Origin of the sequence: Leisingera daeponensis DSM 23529, assembly GCF_000473145.1 — a bacterium.
Lineage (GTDB): Bacteria > Pseudomonadota > Alphaproteobacteria > Rhodobacterales > Rhodobacteraceae > Leisingera > Leisingera daeponensis.
On sequence record NZ_KI421500.1, the window covers coordinates 2,807,240 to 2,823,501 of the forward strand.

A 16,262-nucleotide genomic window follows, 5' to 3' on the forward strand; every position below is an offset into this window, starting at 1 on the left:
GGCTGCGCCGCCGTTAGACTGGCGGGGAGCAGTGTATAAAGAGGTGCATCATGCGCAGATGGGTTGCGGCGTCCCTGGTGGCAGGCGGGGCCATGGCGGCACAGGCCGCAGCGGACGATTCCCTGAGGCCCGCCCAGCGGCCGGAAGCGGCCAGGCAGGACCAGCAAAATGACAGCTATCAGCTTGCGTCCGCCGCCACGGATTTACGGCCCGCAGCGCGGCCTGCGGCCTTGAAACAGGCCGAACCGCAGCCGGCGGCGGCTGAGCTGAATTTCCAAGGCTGGATCCAGGGGTTTCGCGACCGCGCCCTGGCCCAGGGCATCAGAGCGCCGGTTCTGGACAGCGCCTTTGCCGGGGTCAGCTATGATCCGGAAGTGATCCGCCGCGACCGTAACCAGTCCGAGTTCACCAAGACGATCTGGGAATACCTGGACAGCGCGGCCTCGGAGCTGCGGGTGAAAAACGGCAAGGCGGCGGTGCGGGAGCACCAGGCGCGGCTGGATCAGATCGAGGCCAAGTATGGTGTCGAAAAGGAAATCGTGGTGGCGGTCTGGGGGCTGGAGAGCAGCTATGGCACCTTCCGCGGCAAGATGGATGTGATCCGCTCGCTGGCGACCCTCGCCTTTGACGGGCGGCGCGGCGCGTTTTTCGAGGGCCAGCTGGTGGCGGCGCTGAAGATCCTTCAGGCAGGCGACGTTGCCGCCCGCAAGATGACCGGCAGCTGGGCCGGTGCCATGGGGCACACACAGTTCATCCCGACGTCTTATCTGGATTACGCGGTGGACTTCACCGGGGACGGCAAGCGCGACATCTGGTCGGACAACCCATCGGATGCGCTGGCCTCAACCGCGGCTTACCTCAAGCAGTTCGGCTGGGAGAAAGGGCAGCCCTGGGGGGTGGAAGTGGCGCTTCCCAAGGGGTTTGACTACACCTTGGCCGACCGGGACATCGAAAAGATGCCGTCGGAATGGGCAGCCCTTGGCATCACGGATCTGGACGGGCGCGCGGTCACGGATCACGGGAAGGCCTCGATCCTGCTGCCGGCGGGCAGTGCGGGCGCCGCGTTCATGATCTTCCAGAATTTCGCCGTGCTGGAGCGTTACAACACGGCGGATGCCTATGTGATCGGGGTCGGGCATCTGGCCGACCGGATCAAAGGCGGCGCGCCGATCCGGGGCGATTGGCCGCGCAGCGACCGGGCGCTGACCCGGTCGGAGCGGGAGGAATTGCAGCAGCGGCTGACCGCTGCCGGCTTCGATACCGAGGGAGTCGACGGCCGGATCGGGCCCAAGACAATTGGCGCGGTGCGGGCCTATCAGGTTGCCAATGGATTGACTGCGGACGGGTATGCTTCGCCCCGGCTGTTGCAGCGGCTGCGGTAAGGGGGGCGCGGAGGGGGCCAGCCCCCTCTTGGCCTGACGGCCAATTCACCCCCGGGATATTTTCAGCCAGATGAACAAGGGAAAGGCCCCGCTTGGCGGGGCCTTTTGTGTTTTGGGGCCGGTGCTTGACGGTCAGCTGGGCGACATGCCGCGCAGTCGTTCGGAGCGGCGGCGCAGCATCTCGACCGTGGTCAGGAGCGCGATCGAGATCACCACCAGGATCGTTGCCACCGCCAGGATGGTCGGCGAGATCTGCTCGCGCAGGCCGATGAACATCTGCCAAGGCAGCGTCTTTTGTCCGGCGGAGCCGACGAAAAGCACCACCACCACCTCGTCGAAGGAGGTGATGAAGGCAAACAGGCCGCCGGAGATCACGCCCGGCAGGATCAGCGGCATCTGCACCCGGAAGAAAGTGGTGACGGGACCTGCACCCATGTTGGCCGCAGCGCGGGTGAGCGAGCGGTCAAAGCCCACCAGCGTGGCAGTGACGGTGATGATCACGAAGGGGATGCCAAGCGCGGCATGCGCCAGCACGACGCCGAAGTAGGTGCCCTGCAGGCCGATCCGGCTGTAGAAGAAGTACATGCCCGCGGCCGAGATGATCAGCGGCACGATCATCGGAGAGATCAGGATCGCCATGATCGCGCGGCGGAACGGCACGTGCGGCTGGCTGAGGCCGATGGCTGCGAGCGTGCCGAATCCCACCGACAGAAGCGTCGCCATCGGCGCGATCTTCACCGAGTTCCACAGCGCCTGCTGCCAGTCGTCGTTGGTGAAGAAGTCGCGGTAGTGCTTGAGCGAATAGCCCTCTGGATCAAAACGCAGCATTTCCGGGGTGAAGGTGAAGAAATCCTGGGCATTGAAGCTCAGCGGCATCACCACCAGGATCGGCGTGATCAGGAAGACGAAGATCACTCCGCAGATCACTCGGAAGGTATAGTGCCACAGCACCTGACCCGGAGTGAGATACGGCGCCAGATGGGCGCGGTAGCGGGAGGTGGCGACCCAGAATACGAACCAGCCGGCAAACCAGCCGAACAGCGCCCCGATCACCGCGGCGACGAGACCGCCAAGCACGAAGCCCGCCGCCGCGAAGACCGCAACCAGAAGCCAGCGCAGCGGGGTTTCCTTGTCCGTCATCCCGGCAAAGACAAAGCCGATCACGCCCAGCAGCGCCGCGCCGATCAGCACCCCCAGCAGGCCGGAGCCCTGGGCGGTGCCGACGAAGAGGCCGAAGAAGGCCCCCGCGGCGGCGGCAGTGGCCGCAGTGAAGCCGGGGGTTTGGTTTTCAACAGGTGTCAAAGCCATTTCGGTTATCCCAGTTTCACGTTGTCGATGCCGACGATCTTGTCATAGGCCCAATAGAGCCCCAGGACGATCACCAGCAGGATGGTGCCAAGCGCGGCCGCAAGACCCCAGTTCAGCGACTGCGAGATGTGGAAGGCAATCCGGTTGGAGATGAAGACACCCTTGGTGCCGCCGACCAGTTCCGGTGTGATGTAGTAACCGATGGCCAGGATGAAGACGAGAATCGACCCCGCGCCGATGCCGGGCACCGACTGCGGGAAATAGACCCGCCAGAAGGCCGTCCAGTTGGTTGCGCCCAGCGATTTTGCCGCCCGCAGGTAAGTGGGGTTGATGGTCTGCATCACCGAATACATCGGCAGGATCATGAACGGCAGCAGGATGTGGGTCATCGCCACGATGGTGCCGAACTGGTTGTTGATCATCACCAGCCGGTCGGAATCGCTAACCAGTCCAAGCCAGACCAGCGTGTCGTTGATCACCCCCTGCTGCTGAAGCATCACCTTCCAGGCCGAGGTGCGCACCAGGAGCGAGGTCCAGAACGGCAGCAGCACCAGGATCATCAGCAGGTTCGCGGTGCGCGAGGGCAGGTTGGCGAGGATCCAGGCGACCGGGTAGCCGAGCACGATGCAGCTGCAGGTGATCGCCAGCGACATGATCAGCGTGCGCAGGAACAGGGTTCCGTAGATACGCTCGTCCTCGGGCCGCAGCTCCGGCCCATCCGGACTTTTTTGCAGGTCTGCGGCGTTCAGGAAATAGCCGTTGGTGTATTTGCCGGAATAGGTCTTGAGCGTGCGCCAAACTTCAGGATCAGCCCAGCCCTTATCCAGCTTAATGAAAGCGTCGCGGGCGGATTCGGTTTCCATCTGGCCCGCTTCGATCAGGGCCGCGGCGTCCTGCAGCAGGCGCTGCGCATCACCGCTGAAGGCCTGCGCCGCCTGCGGGTTGGCCGCCAGGTCGGCATGGAGCGCCATATAGACCGGTGCCCAGGGTTCTTCCTCGGCCGGGCTGTCGTTATCCTCTTCCTGGATGGTGCGCGCAAAATTCAGGTAGGCGACGCTAGCTTTCGGCAGCGCGTCGCGGGCCGTCCCGGACAATTGGAAAGGCGGTTCGTCCCCGCCGTCCGCACGGCTGGCCAGCCACTCTGGGCCGGCAAACAGCGACATGAAGGTCTGCGGCTCTTCCCATGCGGGATCAAGCGCTGCGAATTGTTTCAAGTAGCCCTCGCCGACGTCATCGACGCGGCGGCCCGCCTTGCGGAACAGCGAGGAGATGCCAGGCGTTTCATAATTCAGACGGGTGCCGACGCGGGTGTGCTGTTTCCGCGCAGCGGCCACGACGAGGTCGTAGGCCAGTGCCTCATAAACCGCGTCGGGGGGCGCTTCGCCGCTGTCGGCGTCCCAGTCCTGCACCGCCACCACGGTCTGCGGAAGGGTGTCCTGCACGATGCGGTTCTCGACCGAGCGGAAAAGCATATCCGCAATCGGGAGGATGAAGGTCAGCAGGACAAAGAGCAGAAGCGGCGCAATCAGCATCAGCGCGCGGATCTTCTGCATCCGGAGGGCCCGGGCCAGGCTGCGCTTCAGCGGCGTGCCGTCGGCGGCCAATACCGGACCGGATTGGGTGATGTCACTCATGGGGTTCCCCGTCGGGTCTTTTATTTTGTGGGGCGGGGGCCTGCGCATGGCGGCCCCCGCCGGGCCTCTCATCAGGAGGTCAGATTATTTGGCCAGCCATGCCTGGAACTTGGCGTCCAGATCATCGCGGTTGTCAGCCCACCATTCGTAGTCATAGCTGTGGACGTTGCCCGCGTTTGCCGGATCGGTCGGCATATGCGGCGCCATGTCGATGCCCAGTTCGGCGTGCTTGCCAACCAGCGGCGCCGAGGAGGCACGGGCCGGGCCGTAGGAGATGTAGGCTGCCTGGTCGGCCAGACGCTGGGTGTCGGTGGCGAACTTCAGGAAGTCCATCACGCGCGCCTTGCGGTCTGCGGGCAGGCCGGCGGGCACAATCCAGCCGTCGAGGTCAAAGGACTGCATGTCCCAGAGCATGCCGATCGGCTGGTTCTGCTCGGCGATTGCGGAGAACAGGCGGCCGTTGAAGGTCGAGCCCATCACCACTTCGCCATCGGCCAGCAGCTGCGGGGTTTCGGCACCCGCGGTCCACCAGACCACCTGGTCCTTGATGGTGTCGAGCTTGGCCAGCGCGCGGTCCACACCCTCGTCGGTGCCCAGCACGTCGTAGATTTCATCCTTGGCGACGCCGTCGCAGTACAGCGCCCATTCCATGTTGTCGATCGGGCGCTTCTGCAGCGACCGCTTGCCCGGGTATTTTTCGGTGTCGAAGATCGCGCAGACCGAATCCGGCTGGTCGATCAGGTCGGTGCGGTAGCCGAAAGTGGTCGAGTAGACGATCTGCGGCACAAAGCAGTCGCTGACGATCAGGTCGCCAAAGTCCTCGGACGCCGAGGTGCCATCGGGCGCTTCGGCCAGGACCTCATCATGATCCAGCTCTTCCGCAAGACCCTCATCGCACAGGCGCATGGAGTCGGAGGCCACAACGTCCACCAGGTCCCAGGTCACATTGCCGGCTTCGTTCATGGCGCGGATTTTAGCGACGGCCTCGGCCGAGCTTTCGTCCCAGATGATTTTCACGTCGGGGTTCTGCGCCAGGTAAGGCTCTACATAGGCCTTATGCTGGCTGGCCTGATAGGCGCCGCCCCAGGACACCAAAGTCAGCTCATTGGCCATTTCTTCGGCAAAGGCCGAAGGGGCGCAAAGGGCGGTGGTCACCGCCAGTGCAGACAGTTTGCTGAGTTTCATAGAGAGTCTCTCCTTGTTGAATTTCACAGATGTGAAGCCCCCGGTCGTTCTTCTGCCGGGGGTTCGGCGCGCGCGGATCAGGCGTCCAGCGCGCGGCAGTCTTCCGGCAGCCAGCCGATTTCGATCTGCTGACCGGGCTGCAGCCGGACCTGGTCCGGGGCGTTCCGGGTCTTGATGATGAATTCATCATTACCGGCCACCCGCAGACGGGTGCGGAAGATGTCGCCCATGTAAATGAACTCCAGCACTTCCGCTTTCAGTGTGTGGACGCCTGCCTGCAGGCGGTCCTTGTTGTATTCGACCCGTTCCGGACGGATCGAGACGCGGGTGCGCTCGCCCGGCTGGGACACGTTGACCGGCTTGCAGTCGATAAGCTCGCCATCGTCCAGCTGAACCAATGCGATCCCGTTCTTGATCTCCTTAACGGTGCCTTCCAGCGTGTTGTTTTCGCCGATGAACTGAGCCACGAAGCTGTTTTCCGGGCTTTCATACAGCTGGTCCGGCGGCGCGATCTGCTGGATGCGGCCATCGTCAAACACCGCAACGCGGTCCGACATGGTCAGCGCTTCGGTCTGGTCGTGGGTCACATAGACCACGGTGATGCCGAGGCGGTGCGCAAGGTGGGTGATCTCGAACTGCATCTTCTCGCGCAGCTGCTTGTCGAGCGCGCCCAGCGGCTCATCCATCAGCACCAGCTCCGGTTCGAACACCAGCGCCCGCGCCAGCGCGATCCGCTGCTGCTGGCCGCCGGAGAGCTGGGCCGGACGGCGGCCGCCAAAGGCCCCCATTTCCACCATGTTCAGCGCCCGCTTCACCTTGTCCTCGCGCTCGGACTTGCCCATGTTGCGGACTTCGAGCGGGAAGGAGAGGTTTTCCGCAATCGTCATATGCGGAAACAGGGCGTAGTTCTGGAACACCATGCCGATGCCGCGCTTGTGCGGCGGGATGTTGTTGATCGAGGTCCCGTCCAGGCGGATGTCGCCATGGGTCGCGGTCTCAAACCCTGCCAGCATCATCAGGCAAGTGGTTTTCCCGGACCCGGACGGGCCAAGCATTGTCAGAAACTCGCCCTTGGGCATGGTGAGGTTGAGATCTTTGACAACGAGATTTTCGCCATCGTAGCTCTTTTGGACGCGTTCGAATTCAACGAACGCATCAACGTTTGACGCATCAGCCAAAGCAGGCTCCCCGTAGTTTTGTCATCCGGCAGATTTTCTCTGCGCTTGTTCGAAGTTAATCACACCAAAGCTACCAAGCGCTAGGTATGAAAAAAATATTCTTTCAATCGCTGGAGTACGAAATTCATACTTCGGCCTCCTGCCTCAGGAAAAAGAATACCCTTACGGAAGCCTAGTCCCGTTGGGCAAGAATGAACCGGACATTTTGCGACGCACCCCGGACGTTTTGCGCCGCATCATGGAATTCACCGGCCCGAAAACGACGCTTTCAGCCCCGCCACCGAAGAAAAGGCCCGGCAGACAGGCTGCCGGGCCGCAATGAGTCGCAATCTGCACGGCGCGGCTGCCGCGCCGGAGAGGAGAATCAGGCGCTGTGCAGCAGGTCCTGCGCCTTCAGCTCGGCATAACATTCATCCAGCGATTTGATGGCGCGCTCGATCAGCACATCGATCTGCTCGGGGGTGATCACCAGCGGCGGCGAGATGATCATCCGGTCGCCGACATGGCGCATCACCAGGTTGTTGGCAAAGCAGCGCTCGCGGCAGATGTAGCCGACCGTGCCAGCCTCAGAGGCAAAGGCGGCGCGGGCCTCTTTGTCGGGGGTCAGGGCGATGGACCCCATCATGCCGGCGATCTTGGCCTCGCCAACCAGCGGGTGATCGGTCAGCGCCTCCCACTTCCGCTTCAGGTACGGCGCCGCCACGTCGCGCACATGCCCAAGGATGTTTTCCTCTTCCAGGATGCGCAGGTTTTCCAGCGCCACGGCCGCCGCGACAGGATGGCCGGAATAGGTGTAGCCGTGGTTGAACTCGTCGCTCGCGATCACGGAGGCAACCTCATCGCTGACAATCGAGCCGCCGATCGGCGCATAGCCGGAGCTGAGGCCCTTGGCGATGGTCATAATGTCAGGGCGGATGTTCAGGGTCTGGCTGCCGAACCAGTTGCCGGTGCGCCCGAAGCCGCAGATCACCTCATCCGCGATCAGCAGGATTTCGTATTTGTCGCAGATGCGCTGGATTTCCGGCCAGTAGCTGTCCGGCGGCACGATGACACCGCCGGCACCCTGCACCGGCTCCGCGATGAATGCGGCGACGCGGTCTTCGCCCAGCTCCAGAATTGCCTCTTCCAGCTCACGGGCGCGCTGCAGGCCGAATTCCTCCGGCGGCATGTCGCCGCCCTCTGCCCACCAGTTCGGCTGGTTGATGTGGTGAATGTCCGGGATCGGCATCCCGCCCTGCGCGTGCATGCCGCTCATCCCGCCCAGGGAGCCGCTGCCGACGGAGGAACCGTGATAGGCATTCTTGCGGCTGATGATCACGGACTTAGACGGCTTGCCCTTCAGCGCCCAGTAATGACGCACCATGCGGATGTTGGTGTCGTTCGCCTCGGAGCCGGAGCCGGCAAAGAATACATTGTTCAAATCACCCGGCGCCAGTTCAGCGATTTTGGCAGCCAGCGCGATGGCAGGCACGTGGGTGGTCTGGAAGAACGTGTTGTAATAGGGCAGCTCACGCATCTGGCGGGCCGCGACCTCGGCCAGTTCCTCGCGGCCATAGCCGATGTTGACGCACCACAGGCCCGCCATCGCATCAAGGATCTGGTGGCCCTCGCTGTCGGTCAGATGCACGCCGTCAGCCCGGGTGATGATGCGCGCGCCCTTCTTCGACAGCTCGCCGTTGGCGGTGAACGGGTGCATGTGGTGGGCCGCGTCCAGCGCCTGCAACTCGGAAGTCGGCATGTGGTTGGTGATCACGGTCATGGGACTCGCTCCTGAGAAAAACTGATTGGCCCCAGAATATGATCAAATTCTGGAGTGTCAATCGAATCAGTTCGCGCCCTGCAGCCCCTGAACCACCTGATCCATGCCCTGACAGACGTCCCTCTCCATCGCCAGCGCGGCCATTTCCGGGTCCCTGCGCCGCAGTGCGTCGAGAATGTCCTTGTGCCGGTCCGGAAAACTCTGGGTGCCGAGCCGCCCGCTCACCACCCGCAAAGAGGGACCGAAACGCAGCCACAGGCGGTCTGCAATATCACTGAGAATGGGGGCATTCGCATGCGAATAGAGCGCCGTGTGAAAGCTGTAATTCTGAACCAGATATCCCGCCACATCGCCAGTGGAGATGGCTTTGTCCAAGGCATTGTCGATGGCCGCCAGCTCCTCGATAACAGCTGCGCAGATATGCGGGGTCGCCCGGCGTGCAAGCTCGCACTCAATTGTTTTTCTGGCGAAAATAAGCTCTTCAAGATCATCCGGTCCAAGCAGGGGAACCGACACCCGGCGGTTGCCCTGGAACATCAGCGCGCCATCCGAGATCAGCCGCCGGATCGCCTCGCGGACCGGTGTCATGCCTGCCTCCAGGGTCTCCACCAGGCCCTGGATCGTCACCGCCTGGCCGGGCACCAGTTCGCCGAACAGAATCTGCGCCCTGAGCTTTTGATAAACGATCTCATGCGCGGGCAGTTTCGCTTGGCTGTCCTGTGCCGCAACGGCTGGTGAAGTCGTCTCTGTCACCGGTGGTTTTCCTCCTGAATTTTGGCCAGCTTGCACCATCGCAAGCCAAGTGAAAACATAAAGAGTATTGCCCAACGCGGCAAAACTTGATCAAATCCATTTACAGCCGGACTGCGAAACCGGCACGCACAGGGAGAAATTCATGACACTGAAAACGATGACCATGACCGCCGTCGTTGCCCTCGGTACGGCTGCCGCTGCCGCGGCGGAAGAGGTTCGCGTCTACAATTGGTCCGACTACATCGATGAAAGCCTGCTGGAAAAATTCGAAGCCGAAACCGGCATCGACCTGATCTATGACGTCTTCGACAGCAACGAGGTTCTTGAGACCAAGATGCTGGCGGGCGGCTCGGGTTATGATGTGGTGGTGCCCACCGGGTCCTTCCTGGCGCGCCAGATCCAGGCCGGCGCTTTCCAAAAGCTGGACATGTCCAAACTGCCGAACAAGGAAAACATGTGGGACGCGATCGAGGAACGCACCTCGCGCTATGATCCCGGCAACGAGTTTTCGATCAATTACATGTGGGGCACCACCGGCATCGGCGTGAATACCGCCAAGGTCAAGGAAGTGCTGGGAGAGGACGCACCGATCGACTCGCTGGAGCTGGTGTTCAACCCGGAATACATGGAAAAGCTGGCAAGCTGCGGCGTGCATTTCCTGGATGCGCCGGATGAGATGATCCCGGCGGCCCTGAAATACATCGGCGAAGACCCCAACAGCATGGATGCCGATGTTGTCGAAAAGGCTGAACCGGTGCTGATGGCCGTGCGCCCCTATGTCACCAAGTTCCACAGCTCCGAATACATCAACGCCCTGGCCAATGGCGATATCTGCGTGGCCTTCGGCTGGTCCGGCGATATCCTGCAGGCACGCGACCGCGCGGACGAAGCGGATAACGGCGTCGAGATCGCGTTCAATGCCCCCAAGGAAGGCGCGCTGATGTGGTTCGACCAGATGGCGATCCCGGTCGATGCCCCGAACCCCGATGGCGCCCACAAGTTCCTGAACTTCATCATGGACGCACAGAATATGGCGACGGCGTCCAACTATGTCTATTACGCCAATGGCAACAAGGCGTCCCAAGAGCTCTTGGAAGAGGATGTGATCGGCGATCCCGCGATCTATCCCAACGAAGAAACCGTGAAGAACCTGTACATCAAGGAAGGCTACCCGCCGAAAGTACAGCGCATGGCCACCCGCATGTGGACCAAGATCAAGTCCGGCACCTGATCTGCCGCAGATGACCCGCGGGGCGGGCATACCGCCCCGCACCCCCTTACGCGCCTGGCAGTGCCTCGCGCGGTCAACCAATACATCCGCGCGACACTTCGCAGAAGAGGCCCGGCTTGACTGCTCCCGTATTCGAACCTTGGAACGATCCTGAGGCTAAGCCCTTGATCCACTTCCAGAACGTCACCAAACGCTTTGGTGAGTTCACTGCCATCGACAACCTGACCATCGACATCTACGAGCGGGAATTCTATGCGCTCCTGGGTCCCTCGGGCTGCGGCAAGACCACGCTGATGCGGATGCTCGCCGGGTTCGAAACCCCGACTGAGGGCAAGATTTTCCTGGCCGGGCAGGACATTGCCCCGGTGCCGCCCAACAAGCGCGCCGTGAACATGATGTTCCAGTCTTACGCGCTGTTCCCGCATCTGTCGATCTGGGAGAATATCGCCTTCGGGCTCAAGCGCGAGGGTATGCCCAAGCTCGACATCAACGACCGTGTCGAAGAGATGCTGCGGCTGACCCGGCTGGAGAAGTTCGCCCGCCGCAAACCGCACCAGATCTCCGGCGGCCAGCGGCAGCGGGTGGCGCTGGCGCGGTCGCTGGCGAAGGCGCCGAAGCTATTGCTGCTGGACGAACCGCTGGGCGCGCTCGACAAGAAGCTGCGCCAGGATACCCAGTTCGAACTGATGGATATCCAGGAGAAGACCGGAACCACCTTCGTGATCGTGACCCACGACCAGGAAGAAGCGATGACGGTCGCCTCCCGCGTGGCGGTGATGGATCACGGGAAGATCGTTCAGGTGGCGACGCCGGACCGGATCTATGAAACGCCGAATTCAGTCTATGTCGCTGATTTTATTGGCGATGTGAACCTGATCGAAGGCACCGTCAGACCGAATGGCGGCGGCAGTTATGCGATGTCCTGGCGCGACGGCCAGCCGCCGCTGAACGTGCAGTCGGGCAACGAGTTCTCTGACGGTCAGAAAGCCCATCTGGCGATCCGCCCGGAAAAGGTCTCCATCAGTGCCGAAAAACCGGCGGCAGCAGACAATGCCGTGCAGGGCCGCATTCTCGACATCGCGTATCTCGGCAACATCTCCACCTATCACGTTGAGCTGCCGACCGGCGCGGTGATCAAGGCGCAAACTGCAAACACCCGCCGCATCGCCCGCCGCGATTTCACCTGGGAAGACACTGTCTGGCTGTCCTGGACAGCCACGGCAGGCGTTCTGCTGGCAGAATGATGCGCCGCTTTGTCCTGATCGCCATCCCCTATGCCTGGCTTCTGGCGCTGTTCCTGGTGCCCTTCGCCATCGTCCTGAAAATCTCGCTGTCGGATTACGCGGTTTCAATCCCGCCGTATGTTCCGCAATTCGACTGGGCTGAGGGTATCTCAGCCTTTCTGGCGGAGCTGGATTTTGAAAACTTCATCTGGCTGACCGAGGATGATCTTTACTGGAAGGCCTACCTGAGCTCCTTGAAGATCGCGGCCATTTCCACCTTTCTGACTCTTTTGGCGGGCTACCCGATTGCCTACGGCATGGCGCGGGCGCCAGAGGAATGGCGGCCGACGCTGATGATGCTGGTAATCCTGCCGTTCTGGACCTCCTTCCTGATCCGCGTTTATGCGTGGATGGGGATCCTGTCGAACGAAGGTTTCCTGAACCAGTTCCTGATGTGGCTGGGGGTAATCTCCGAGCCGCTGACCATCCTCAACACCAATTCTGCGGTCTATATCGGCATCATCTACACCTACCTGCCGTTCATGATCCTGCCGGTCTATTCGGCACTGGAGCGGCTGGACGGCTCGCTGATCGAAGCGGCGGAGGATCTCGGATGCTCGCGCCTGACGGCCTTTTGGCTGGTGACGGTGCCGCTGTCGAAAAACGGCATCGTGGCCGGCTGCTTCCTGGTCTTCATCCCCGTCCTGGGCGAATTCGTGATCCCGTCGCTGCTGGGCGGATCTGACACGCTGATGATCGGCAAGGTTCTGTGGGAGGAGTTCTTCTCCAACCGCGACTGGCCCGTGGCCTCCGCCGTGGCGGTGGTTCTGCTGCTGCTGCTCATCATCCCGATCGTGCTGTTCCAGCGTAACCAGCAGAAACAGCAGGAGGCCGAGCAATGAACCGTATGACCTGGTTTAACGCCGTATCGCTGACCCTCGGATTTGCCTTCCTGTACATCCCGATGGTGATCCTGGTGATCTTCAGCTTCAACGAAAGCAAGCTGGTTACTGTTTGGGCAGGTTTCTCAACCAAATGGTACGGGGAGCTGCTGCAGAACGACGCCTTCCTGAACGCCGCTTGGGTGACGCTGAAAGTTGCCGTGTTCTCCTCTACCATGGCCACCGTTCTGGGCACGATCGCCGCCTATGTTCTGGTGCGCGGCGGGCGGTTTATGGGGCGGACGCTGTTTTCCGGCATGATCTATGCACCGCTGGTGATGCCTGAGGTTATTACCGGTCTGTCGCTGCTGCTGCTGTTCATCGGCATCGGCCTGGATCGCGGCGTGTTCACCATCGTTCTGGCGCACACCACGTTTTCCATGTGCTATGTCTCGGTGGTGGTGTCCTCCCGTCTGGTGAGCTTCGACCGCTCGCTGGAGGAAGCGGCGCTGGATCTGGGTTGCTCCCCGGCGGAGGCCTTCCGCTTGGTGACCCTGCCGATCATTGCGCCTGCGGTGATTTCGGGGTGGCTCTTGGCCTTTACCCTGTCGCTGGATGACCTGGTAATCGCCTCGTTCACCGCCGGTCCCTCGGCCACCACCCTGCCGATCAAGATCTTTTCCGCCGTGCGCCTGGGCGTCAGCCCCGAGATCAACGCGCTGTCGACCATCATGATCAGCATCGTCACCGTGGGCGTCATCACCGCATCGCTGGTAACCAAACACCAGGTGGCCCGCCAGAGACGGGAGGAACAGGCTGCGGTGCGCGCCTGATGCGCCGCATCTTCTCCGACTACGCCTATGGTCCCGGCCCGCGCAGCAACTGCTGGTGGGACGAGACCATCGCGGCCCCGGACTGGCCGGTGCTGCAGGGCGAAGCATCGGCCGAAGTGGCGGTCATCGGCGGCGGCTTCACCGGTGTGTCAGCCGCGCTGCATCTGGCCGAAGGCGGAGTGTCCGTAGCGGTGCTGGAGGCCGAAACCCCGGGCTGGGGCGCCTCTGGCCGCAATGGCGGATTCTGCTGCCTTGGCGGCTCGAAACTCTCTGGCCCGGCGATGCGCCGCCGGTTCGGAAAACCGGCCGCAGATTCTTATGATGCCGGCGAGGAAGCCGCAGTGCATCTGGTGCGGGATCTGCTACAGGCGCATGGTATCGAGGCGGACACGCACTCGGACGGGGAAACCCAGCTTGCGCACAATGAAAAAGCCGCGCGCCGCCTGCGCGCGCAAGCCGAAGCCCTGCGCGCCGCAGGTGGGGCGCCAGATTTTCTGACCCGCAGTCAGCTGGCGCAGAGCGGGCTGAACGGCGCGTTCCATGCGGCGCTGACGACGCCGGTTGGCTTTGCCCTGAATCCTCGTAAATACCTTTTCGGCCTGGCCAGAGCCGCACAGGATGCGGGGGCTGGCCTGTACCAGAAAAGCGCTGTCCGGTCGGTGCGGCAGGACCGGGGCGGATACAGATTAGAGACGAAACAGGGTGCTTTGCGGGCTTCCAAGATTATCATCGCCACCAATGGCTATTCCTCGGAAGATTTGCCCGGCTGGCTGGCCGGACGCTACATGCCTGCACAGTCCACCGTCATGGTGACCCGTCCGCTGACGGAGGCCGAGATGCAGGCGCAGGGCTGGCATTCGCATCAGATGGCCTATGACACCCGCAACCTGCTGCATTACTTCCGGCTGATGCCGGACAAACGCTTCTTGTTTGGAATGCGCGGCGGGCTGCTGGCCTCGCCGCGGGCTGAGGCCGCAATCCGGCGCAAGCTGCGACAGGATTTCGAGGCGATGTTCCCGGCTTGGCATACTGTGGACACCACCCATTGCTGGTCCGGCATGGTCTGCCTGTCCCGGAATCTGGTGCCGTACGTAGGCCCGGTTCCGGAGATGCCGGGCGTCTATGCCGGTCTCTGCTACCACGGCAACGGCGTCGCCATGGGCAGCTATGCCGGGCGGCTGCTGAGCGATCTGGTCCAGGACCGGACCCCTGAATTACCCTACTCTCCCGTGGTGCAAAACATGCCGCGCTTCCCTTTTGGCCGCGCCCGCCGGATCCTGATGCCGCCCGCCTATGCGCTGCTTGGCCTGATGGACTGAAGCGCCGCGCGCTCCAGTTCAAACGCCTGCCGGTCTCTGGCGCTGCCGCGCTCCGCCCGCCACAGGCAATAGGCCGCCATGCGCCAGTGAAACCAGGGTTTCAGCGCCAGCACCCGGCCGGCAATCCGCGGGTCGGGATAGGCGGCGAGAAAACTGTCCTCCTCCGCCTTTGACAAAGGTGCGCCGCGGTACATCAGCTGCATGGCGGGCGACAGGAACAGAGCCAGATCCTCGGCAGGATCTCCGATTTGCGGGCATTGCCAGTCGATCAGGGTCAGCGTGCCGTCATGCGCCAGCAGATTGCCCGGCACCGGATCGCCGTGGATCAGAACCGGCAGCGGCAGCGGCGGGACCTGCCCCAGCGGCCGCACAGCTGACAGCTGATCCCGGCCATGGCAATATTTCAGAATTTCGAAGGTCTGGGCCTCCAGCGCGGCGCTGCCGTTCGCGCCTTCCGGCAATCCTGGCGGCGGAGCAAGGTCGTGCAATCGCCCCAGGAGTTGCGCAACATGGCCAGTGTCCTGCCGCCAGGGACTTCCGTTCACATGCGCATACCCCAGCCATCTGCGACCTTCGAAAACACCGGTCTGCACCAGCGGCGGCACCATCCCGGTTCCGGACAGCGCGGTCAGCACTGCAGCTTCCCGTTCCGGATCATTGGCAAACAGGGGATTGCTGCCATCGGCTGCATACAGCTTGATCACCAGCCCGCCTGCCCGCCAGACATGATTCGAACGCCCCCCGGCCAAACGGCGGGGGGCGGGAACATGCAGGCCCGTTGCAGTGAGATGCGCAAAGAAACGGGCTTCGAAAATGTCAGGCAGCGGTTGCAGGGCGGTCTCCGGTGTTATGCCGCCCCGTTCTTAGACAGTTTTTCGGCCTGCGGATACTGCCGGGTCAGCTTTGCGGATCACGAAGCGCGGTCACCGAAGAAGCCAGGACCACAGACCCGCCTTCGGTGATCAGGCCTACATCGCCGCCCTGCATCCGGGTTTCGTTCACCTTGAAATAGATCTCGGCATATTCCTGCAGCAGGAGCTCGTCGCCTTTTCTGCTTTCGACGACAAACTTGTACTCCCCTGCCTCCAGCGGATTGCCGTCTTCATCGAGGCCGGTCCACTGGTAAGGCTCTGCTGAGACCGGCAGGGTGACGCGCTGCACTTCGGTCCCCTTGGTATCTTTCACGACCAAAGTCACCGAATCCGCAGCAGCGGCTGGGTTAGGCGCAATGGTGATCTCGCTGCTGCCGTCGAAATAGCCCGGCGCCACGCCCCGCGCTTCCATCCCGACCCAGCCGGACAGCGCCGCCATGTTGGCCAGGCCAAGCTGGGATTGCAGGCCTTCCAGCAAGGTGTTGCTCTTGGTCTGCTGCTCCACCATCGAAAATTGCGCCAGCTGTGCCGCGTATTCGGTCGAATCAAGCGGTTCCAGAGGGTCCTGGTTCGTCGCCTGCGCGGTCAGCATTTTCACGAAGGTTTCGAAGTCGGACGTCAGCCCCGAGGTCTTCTGGGTGGCCGCCGGCTGCTGGGATGTATGTGCCGCAGGGCTGCCCGCGGAGGTGACTGCTGTTGTCATG

At 62.4% G+C, this 16,262-nt stretch carries 14 protein-coding genes; 6 read left to right on the plus strand and 8 right to left on the minus strand.

Annotation, left to right across the window (positions count from 1 at the left end; translation table 11 throughout):
• Positions 1-50 precede the first annotated feature (50 nt).
• Positions 51-1,382 (plus strand): lytic murein transglycosylase, encoded by a 1,332-nt coding sequence (locus tag DAEP_RS0114255; RefSeq protein WP_027245108.1) that lies wholly within the window; start codon positions 51-53, stop codon positions 1,380-1,382.
• Positions 1,383-1,514: 132 nt separating this feature from the next.
• Here DAEP_RS0114255 and DAEP_RS0114260 read toward each other — a convergent pair whose 3' ends face one another.
• The 6 genes from DAEP_RS0114260 to DAEP_RS0114285 all read right to left on the minus strand — a co-directional run bounded on the left by DAEP_RS0114260 (position 1,515) and on the right by DAEP_RS0114285 (position 9,238).
• A complete protein-coding gene (locus tag DAEP_RS0114260; RefSeq protein WP_027245109.1) occupies positions 1,515-2,690 on the minus strand; it encodes an ABC transporter permease in 1,176 nt (391 codons plus the stop codon).
• Between the two features lie 5 nt (positions 2,691-2,695).
• Positions 2,696-4,324, minus strand: coding sequence for an ABC transporter permease (locus DAEP_RS0114265; RefSeq protein WP_027245110.1), 1,629 nt, complete (start codon positions 4,322-4,324; stop codon positions 2,696-2,698).
• 84 nt (positions 4,325-4,408) lie between these two features.
• Positions 4,409-5,509, minus strand: a complete 1,101-nt coding sequence (locus DAEP_RS0114270; protein WP_008554799.1) for an extracellular solute-binding protein — start codon at positions 5,507-5,509, stop codon at positions 4,409-4,411.
• 77 nt (positions 5,510-5,586) lie between these two features.
• Positions 5,587-6,687: an ABC transporter ATP-binding protein gene (locus DAEP_RS0114275; protein WP_008556043.1), complete on the minus strand. Its 1,101-nt coding sequence runs from the start codon at positions 6,685-6,687 to the stop codon at positions 5,587-5,589.
• A gap of 364 nt (positions 6,688-7,051) precedes the next feature.
• Positions 7,052-8,446: an aspartate aminotransferase family protein gene (locus DAEP_RS0114280; protein WP_027245111.1), complete on the minus strand. Its 1,395-nt coding sequence runs from the start codon at positions 8,444-8,446 to the stop codon at positions 7,052-7,054.
• A gap of 66 nt (positions 8,447-8,512) precedes the next feature.
• Positions 8,513-9,238 (minus strand): GntR family transcriptional regulator, encoded by a 726-nt coding sequence (locus DAEP_RS0114285; RefSeq protein WP_088129882.1) that lies wholly within the window; start codon positions 9,236-9,238, stop codon positions 8,513-8,515.
• Between the two features lie 103 nt (positions 9,239-9,341).
• On the opposite strand from DAEP_RS0114285, the gene DAEP_RS0114290 reads away from it, so the two are divergent.
• The 5 genes from DAEP_RS0114290 to DAEP_RS0114310 all read left to right on the plus strand — a co-directional run bounded on the left by DAEP_RS0114290 (position 9,342) and on the right by DAEP_RS0114310 (position 14,686).
• Entirely contained in the window at positions 9,342-10,430 is a 1,089-nt protein-coding gene (locus DAEP_RS0114290) for a polyamine ABC transporter substrate-binding protein (RefSeq protein WP_027245112.1), read from the plus strand.
• A gap of 116 nt (positions 10,431-10,546) precedes the next feature.
• Positions 10,547-11,674, plus strand: coding sequence for an ABC transporter ATP-binding protein (locus DAEP_RS0114295; protein ID WP_027245113.1), 1,128 nt, complete (start codon positions 10,547-10,549; stop codon positions 11,672-11,674).
• Positions 11,674-12,555 carry an ABC transporter permease subunit gene (locus tag DAEP_RS0114300; RefSeq protein WP_027245114.1) on the plus strand — a complete coding sequence of 294 codons (882 nt, stop codon included), beginning with the start codon at positions 11,674-11,676 and terminating at the stop codon, positions 12,553-12,555. Before DAEP_RS0114295 ends, DAEP_RS0114300 begins: the two co-directional genes overlap by 1 nt.
• Positions 12,552-13,367: an ABC transporter permease gene (locus DAEP_RS0114305; protein ID WP_008553323.1), complete on the plus strand. Its 816-nt coding sequence runs from the start codon at positions 12,552-12,554 to the stop codon at positions 13,365-13,367. The genes DAEP_RS0114300 and DAEP_RS0114305 overlap by 4 nt, the downstream gene beginning before the upstream one ends.
• Positions 13,367-14,686, plus strand: coding sequence for an NAD(P)/FAD-dependent oxidoreductase (locus tag DAEP_RS0114310; protein WP_027245115.1), 1,320 nt, complete (start codon positions 13,367-13,369; stop codon positions 14,684-14,686). The genes DAEP_RS0114305 and DAEP_RS0114310 overlap by 1 nt, the downstream gene beginning before the upstream one ends.
• Here the strand turns inward: DAEP_RS0114310 and DAEP_RS0114315 are convergent.
• Positions 14,659-15,435 carry a phosphotransferase gene (locus DAEP_RS0114315; RefSeq protein ID WP_084204439.1) on the minus strand — a complete coding sequence of 259 codons (777 nt, stop codon included), beginning with the start codon at positions 15,433-15,435 and terminating at the stop codon, positions 14,659-14,661. The two genes, DAEP_RS0114310 and DAEP_RS0114315, sit on opposite strands and share 28 nt — an antisense overlap.
• Before the next feature lie 148 nt (positions 15,436-15,583).
• Positions 15,584-16,261, minus strand: a complete 678-nt coding sequence (locus DAEP_RS0114320; RefSeq protein WP_027245117.1) for a flagellar hook capping FlgD N-terminal domain-containing protein — start codon at positions 16,259-16,261, stop codon at positions 15,584-15,586.
• Position 16,262 lies beyond the last annotated feature (1 nt).

What these genes read in the sequence shown, in the direction of transcription:
- DAEP_RS0114255 (WP_027245108.1), top strand. Translation starts at nt 51, where the DNA reads ATGCGCAGATGGGTTGCGGCGTCCCTGGTGGCAGGCGGGGCCATGGCG.
- DAEP_RS0114260 (WP_027245109.1), bottom strand. Translation starts at nt 2,690, where the DNA reads ATGGCTTTGACACCTGTTGAAAACCAAACCCCCGGCTTCACTGCGGCC.
- DAEP_RS0114265 (WP_027245110.1), bottom strand. Translation starts at nt 4,324, where the DNA reads ATGAGTGACATCACCCAATCCGGTCCGGTATTGGCCGCCGACGGCACG.
- DAEP_RS0114270 (WP_008554799.1), bottom strand. Translation starts at nt 5,509, where the DNA reads ATGAAACTCAGCAAACTGTCTGCACTGGCGGTGACCACCGCCCTTTGC.
- DAEP_RS0114280 (WP_027245111.1), bottom strand. Translation starts at nt 8,446, where the DNA reads ATGACCGTGATCACCAACCACATGCCGACTTCCGAGTTGCAGGCGCTG.
- DAEP_RS0114285 (WP_088129882.1), bottom strand. Translation starts at nt 9,238, where the DNA reads ATGGTGCAAGCTGGCCAAAATTCAGGAGGAAAACCACCGGTGACAGAG.
- DAEP_RS0114290 (WP_027245112.1), top strand. Translation starts at nt 9,342, where the DNA reads ATGACACTGAAAACGATGACCATGACCGCCGTCGTTGCCCTCGGTACG.
- DAEP_RS0114300 (WP_027245114.1), top strand. Translation starts at nt 11,674, where the DNA reads ATGCGCCGCTTTGTCCTGATCGCCATCCCCTATGCCTGGCTTCTGGCG.
- DAEP_RS0114305 (WP_008553323.1), top strand. Translation starts at nt 12,552, where the DNA reads ATGAACCGTATGACCTGGTTTAACGCCGTATCGCTGACCCTCGGATTT.
- DAEP_RS0114310 (WP_027245115.1), top strand. Translation starts at nt 13,367, where the DNA reads ATGCGCCGCATCTTCTCCGACTACGCCTATGGTCCCGGCCCGCGCAGC.
- DAEP_RS0114320 (WP_027245117.1), bottom strand. Translation starts at nt 16,261, where the DNA reads ATGACAACAGCAGTCACCTCCGCGGGCAGCCCTGCGGCACATACATCC.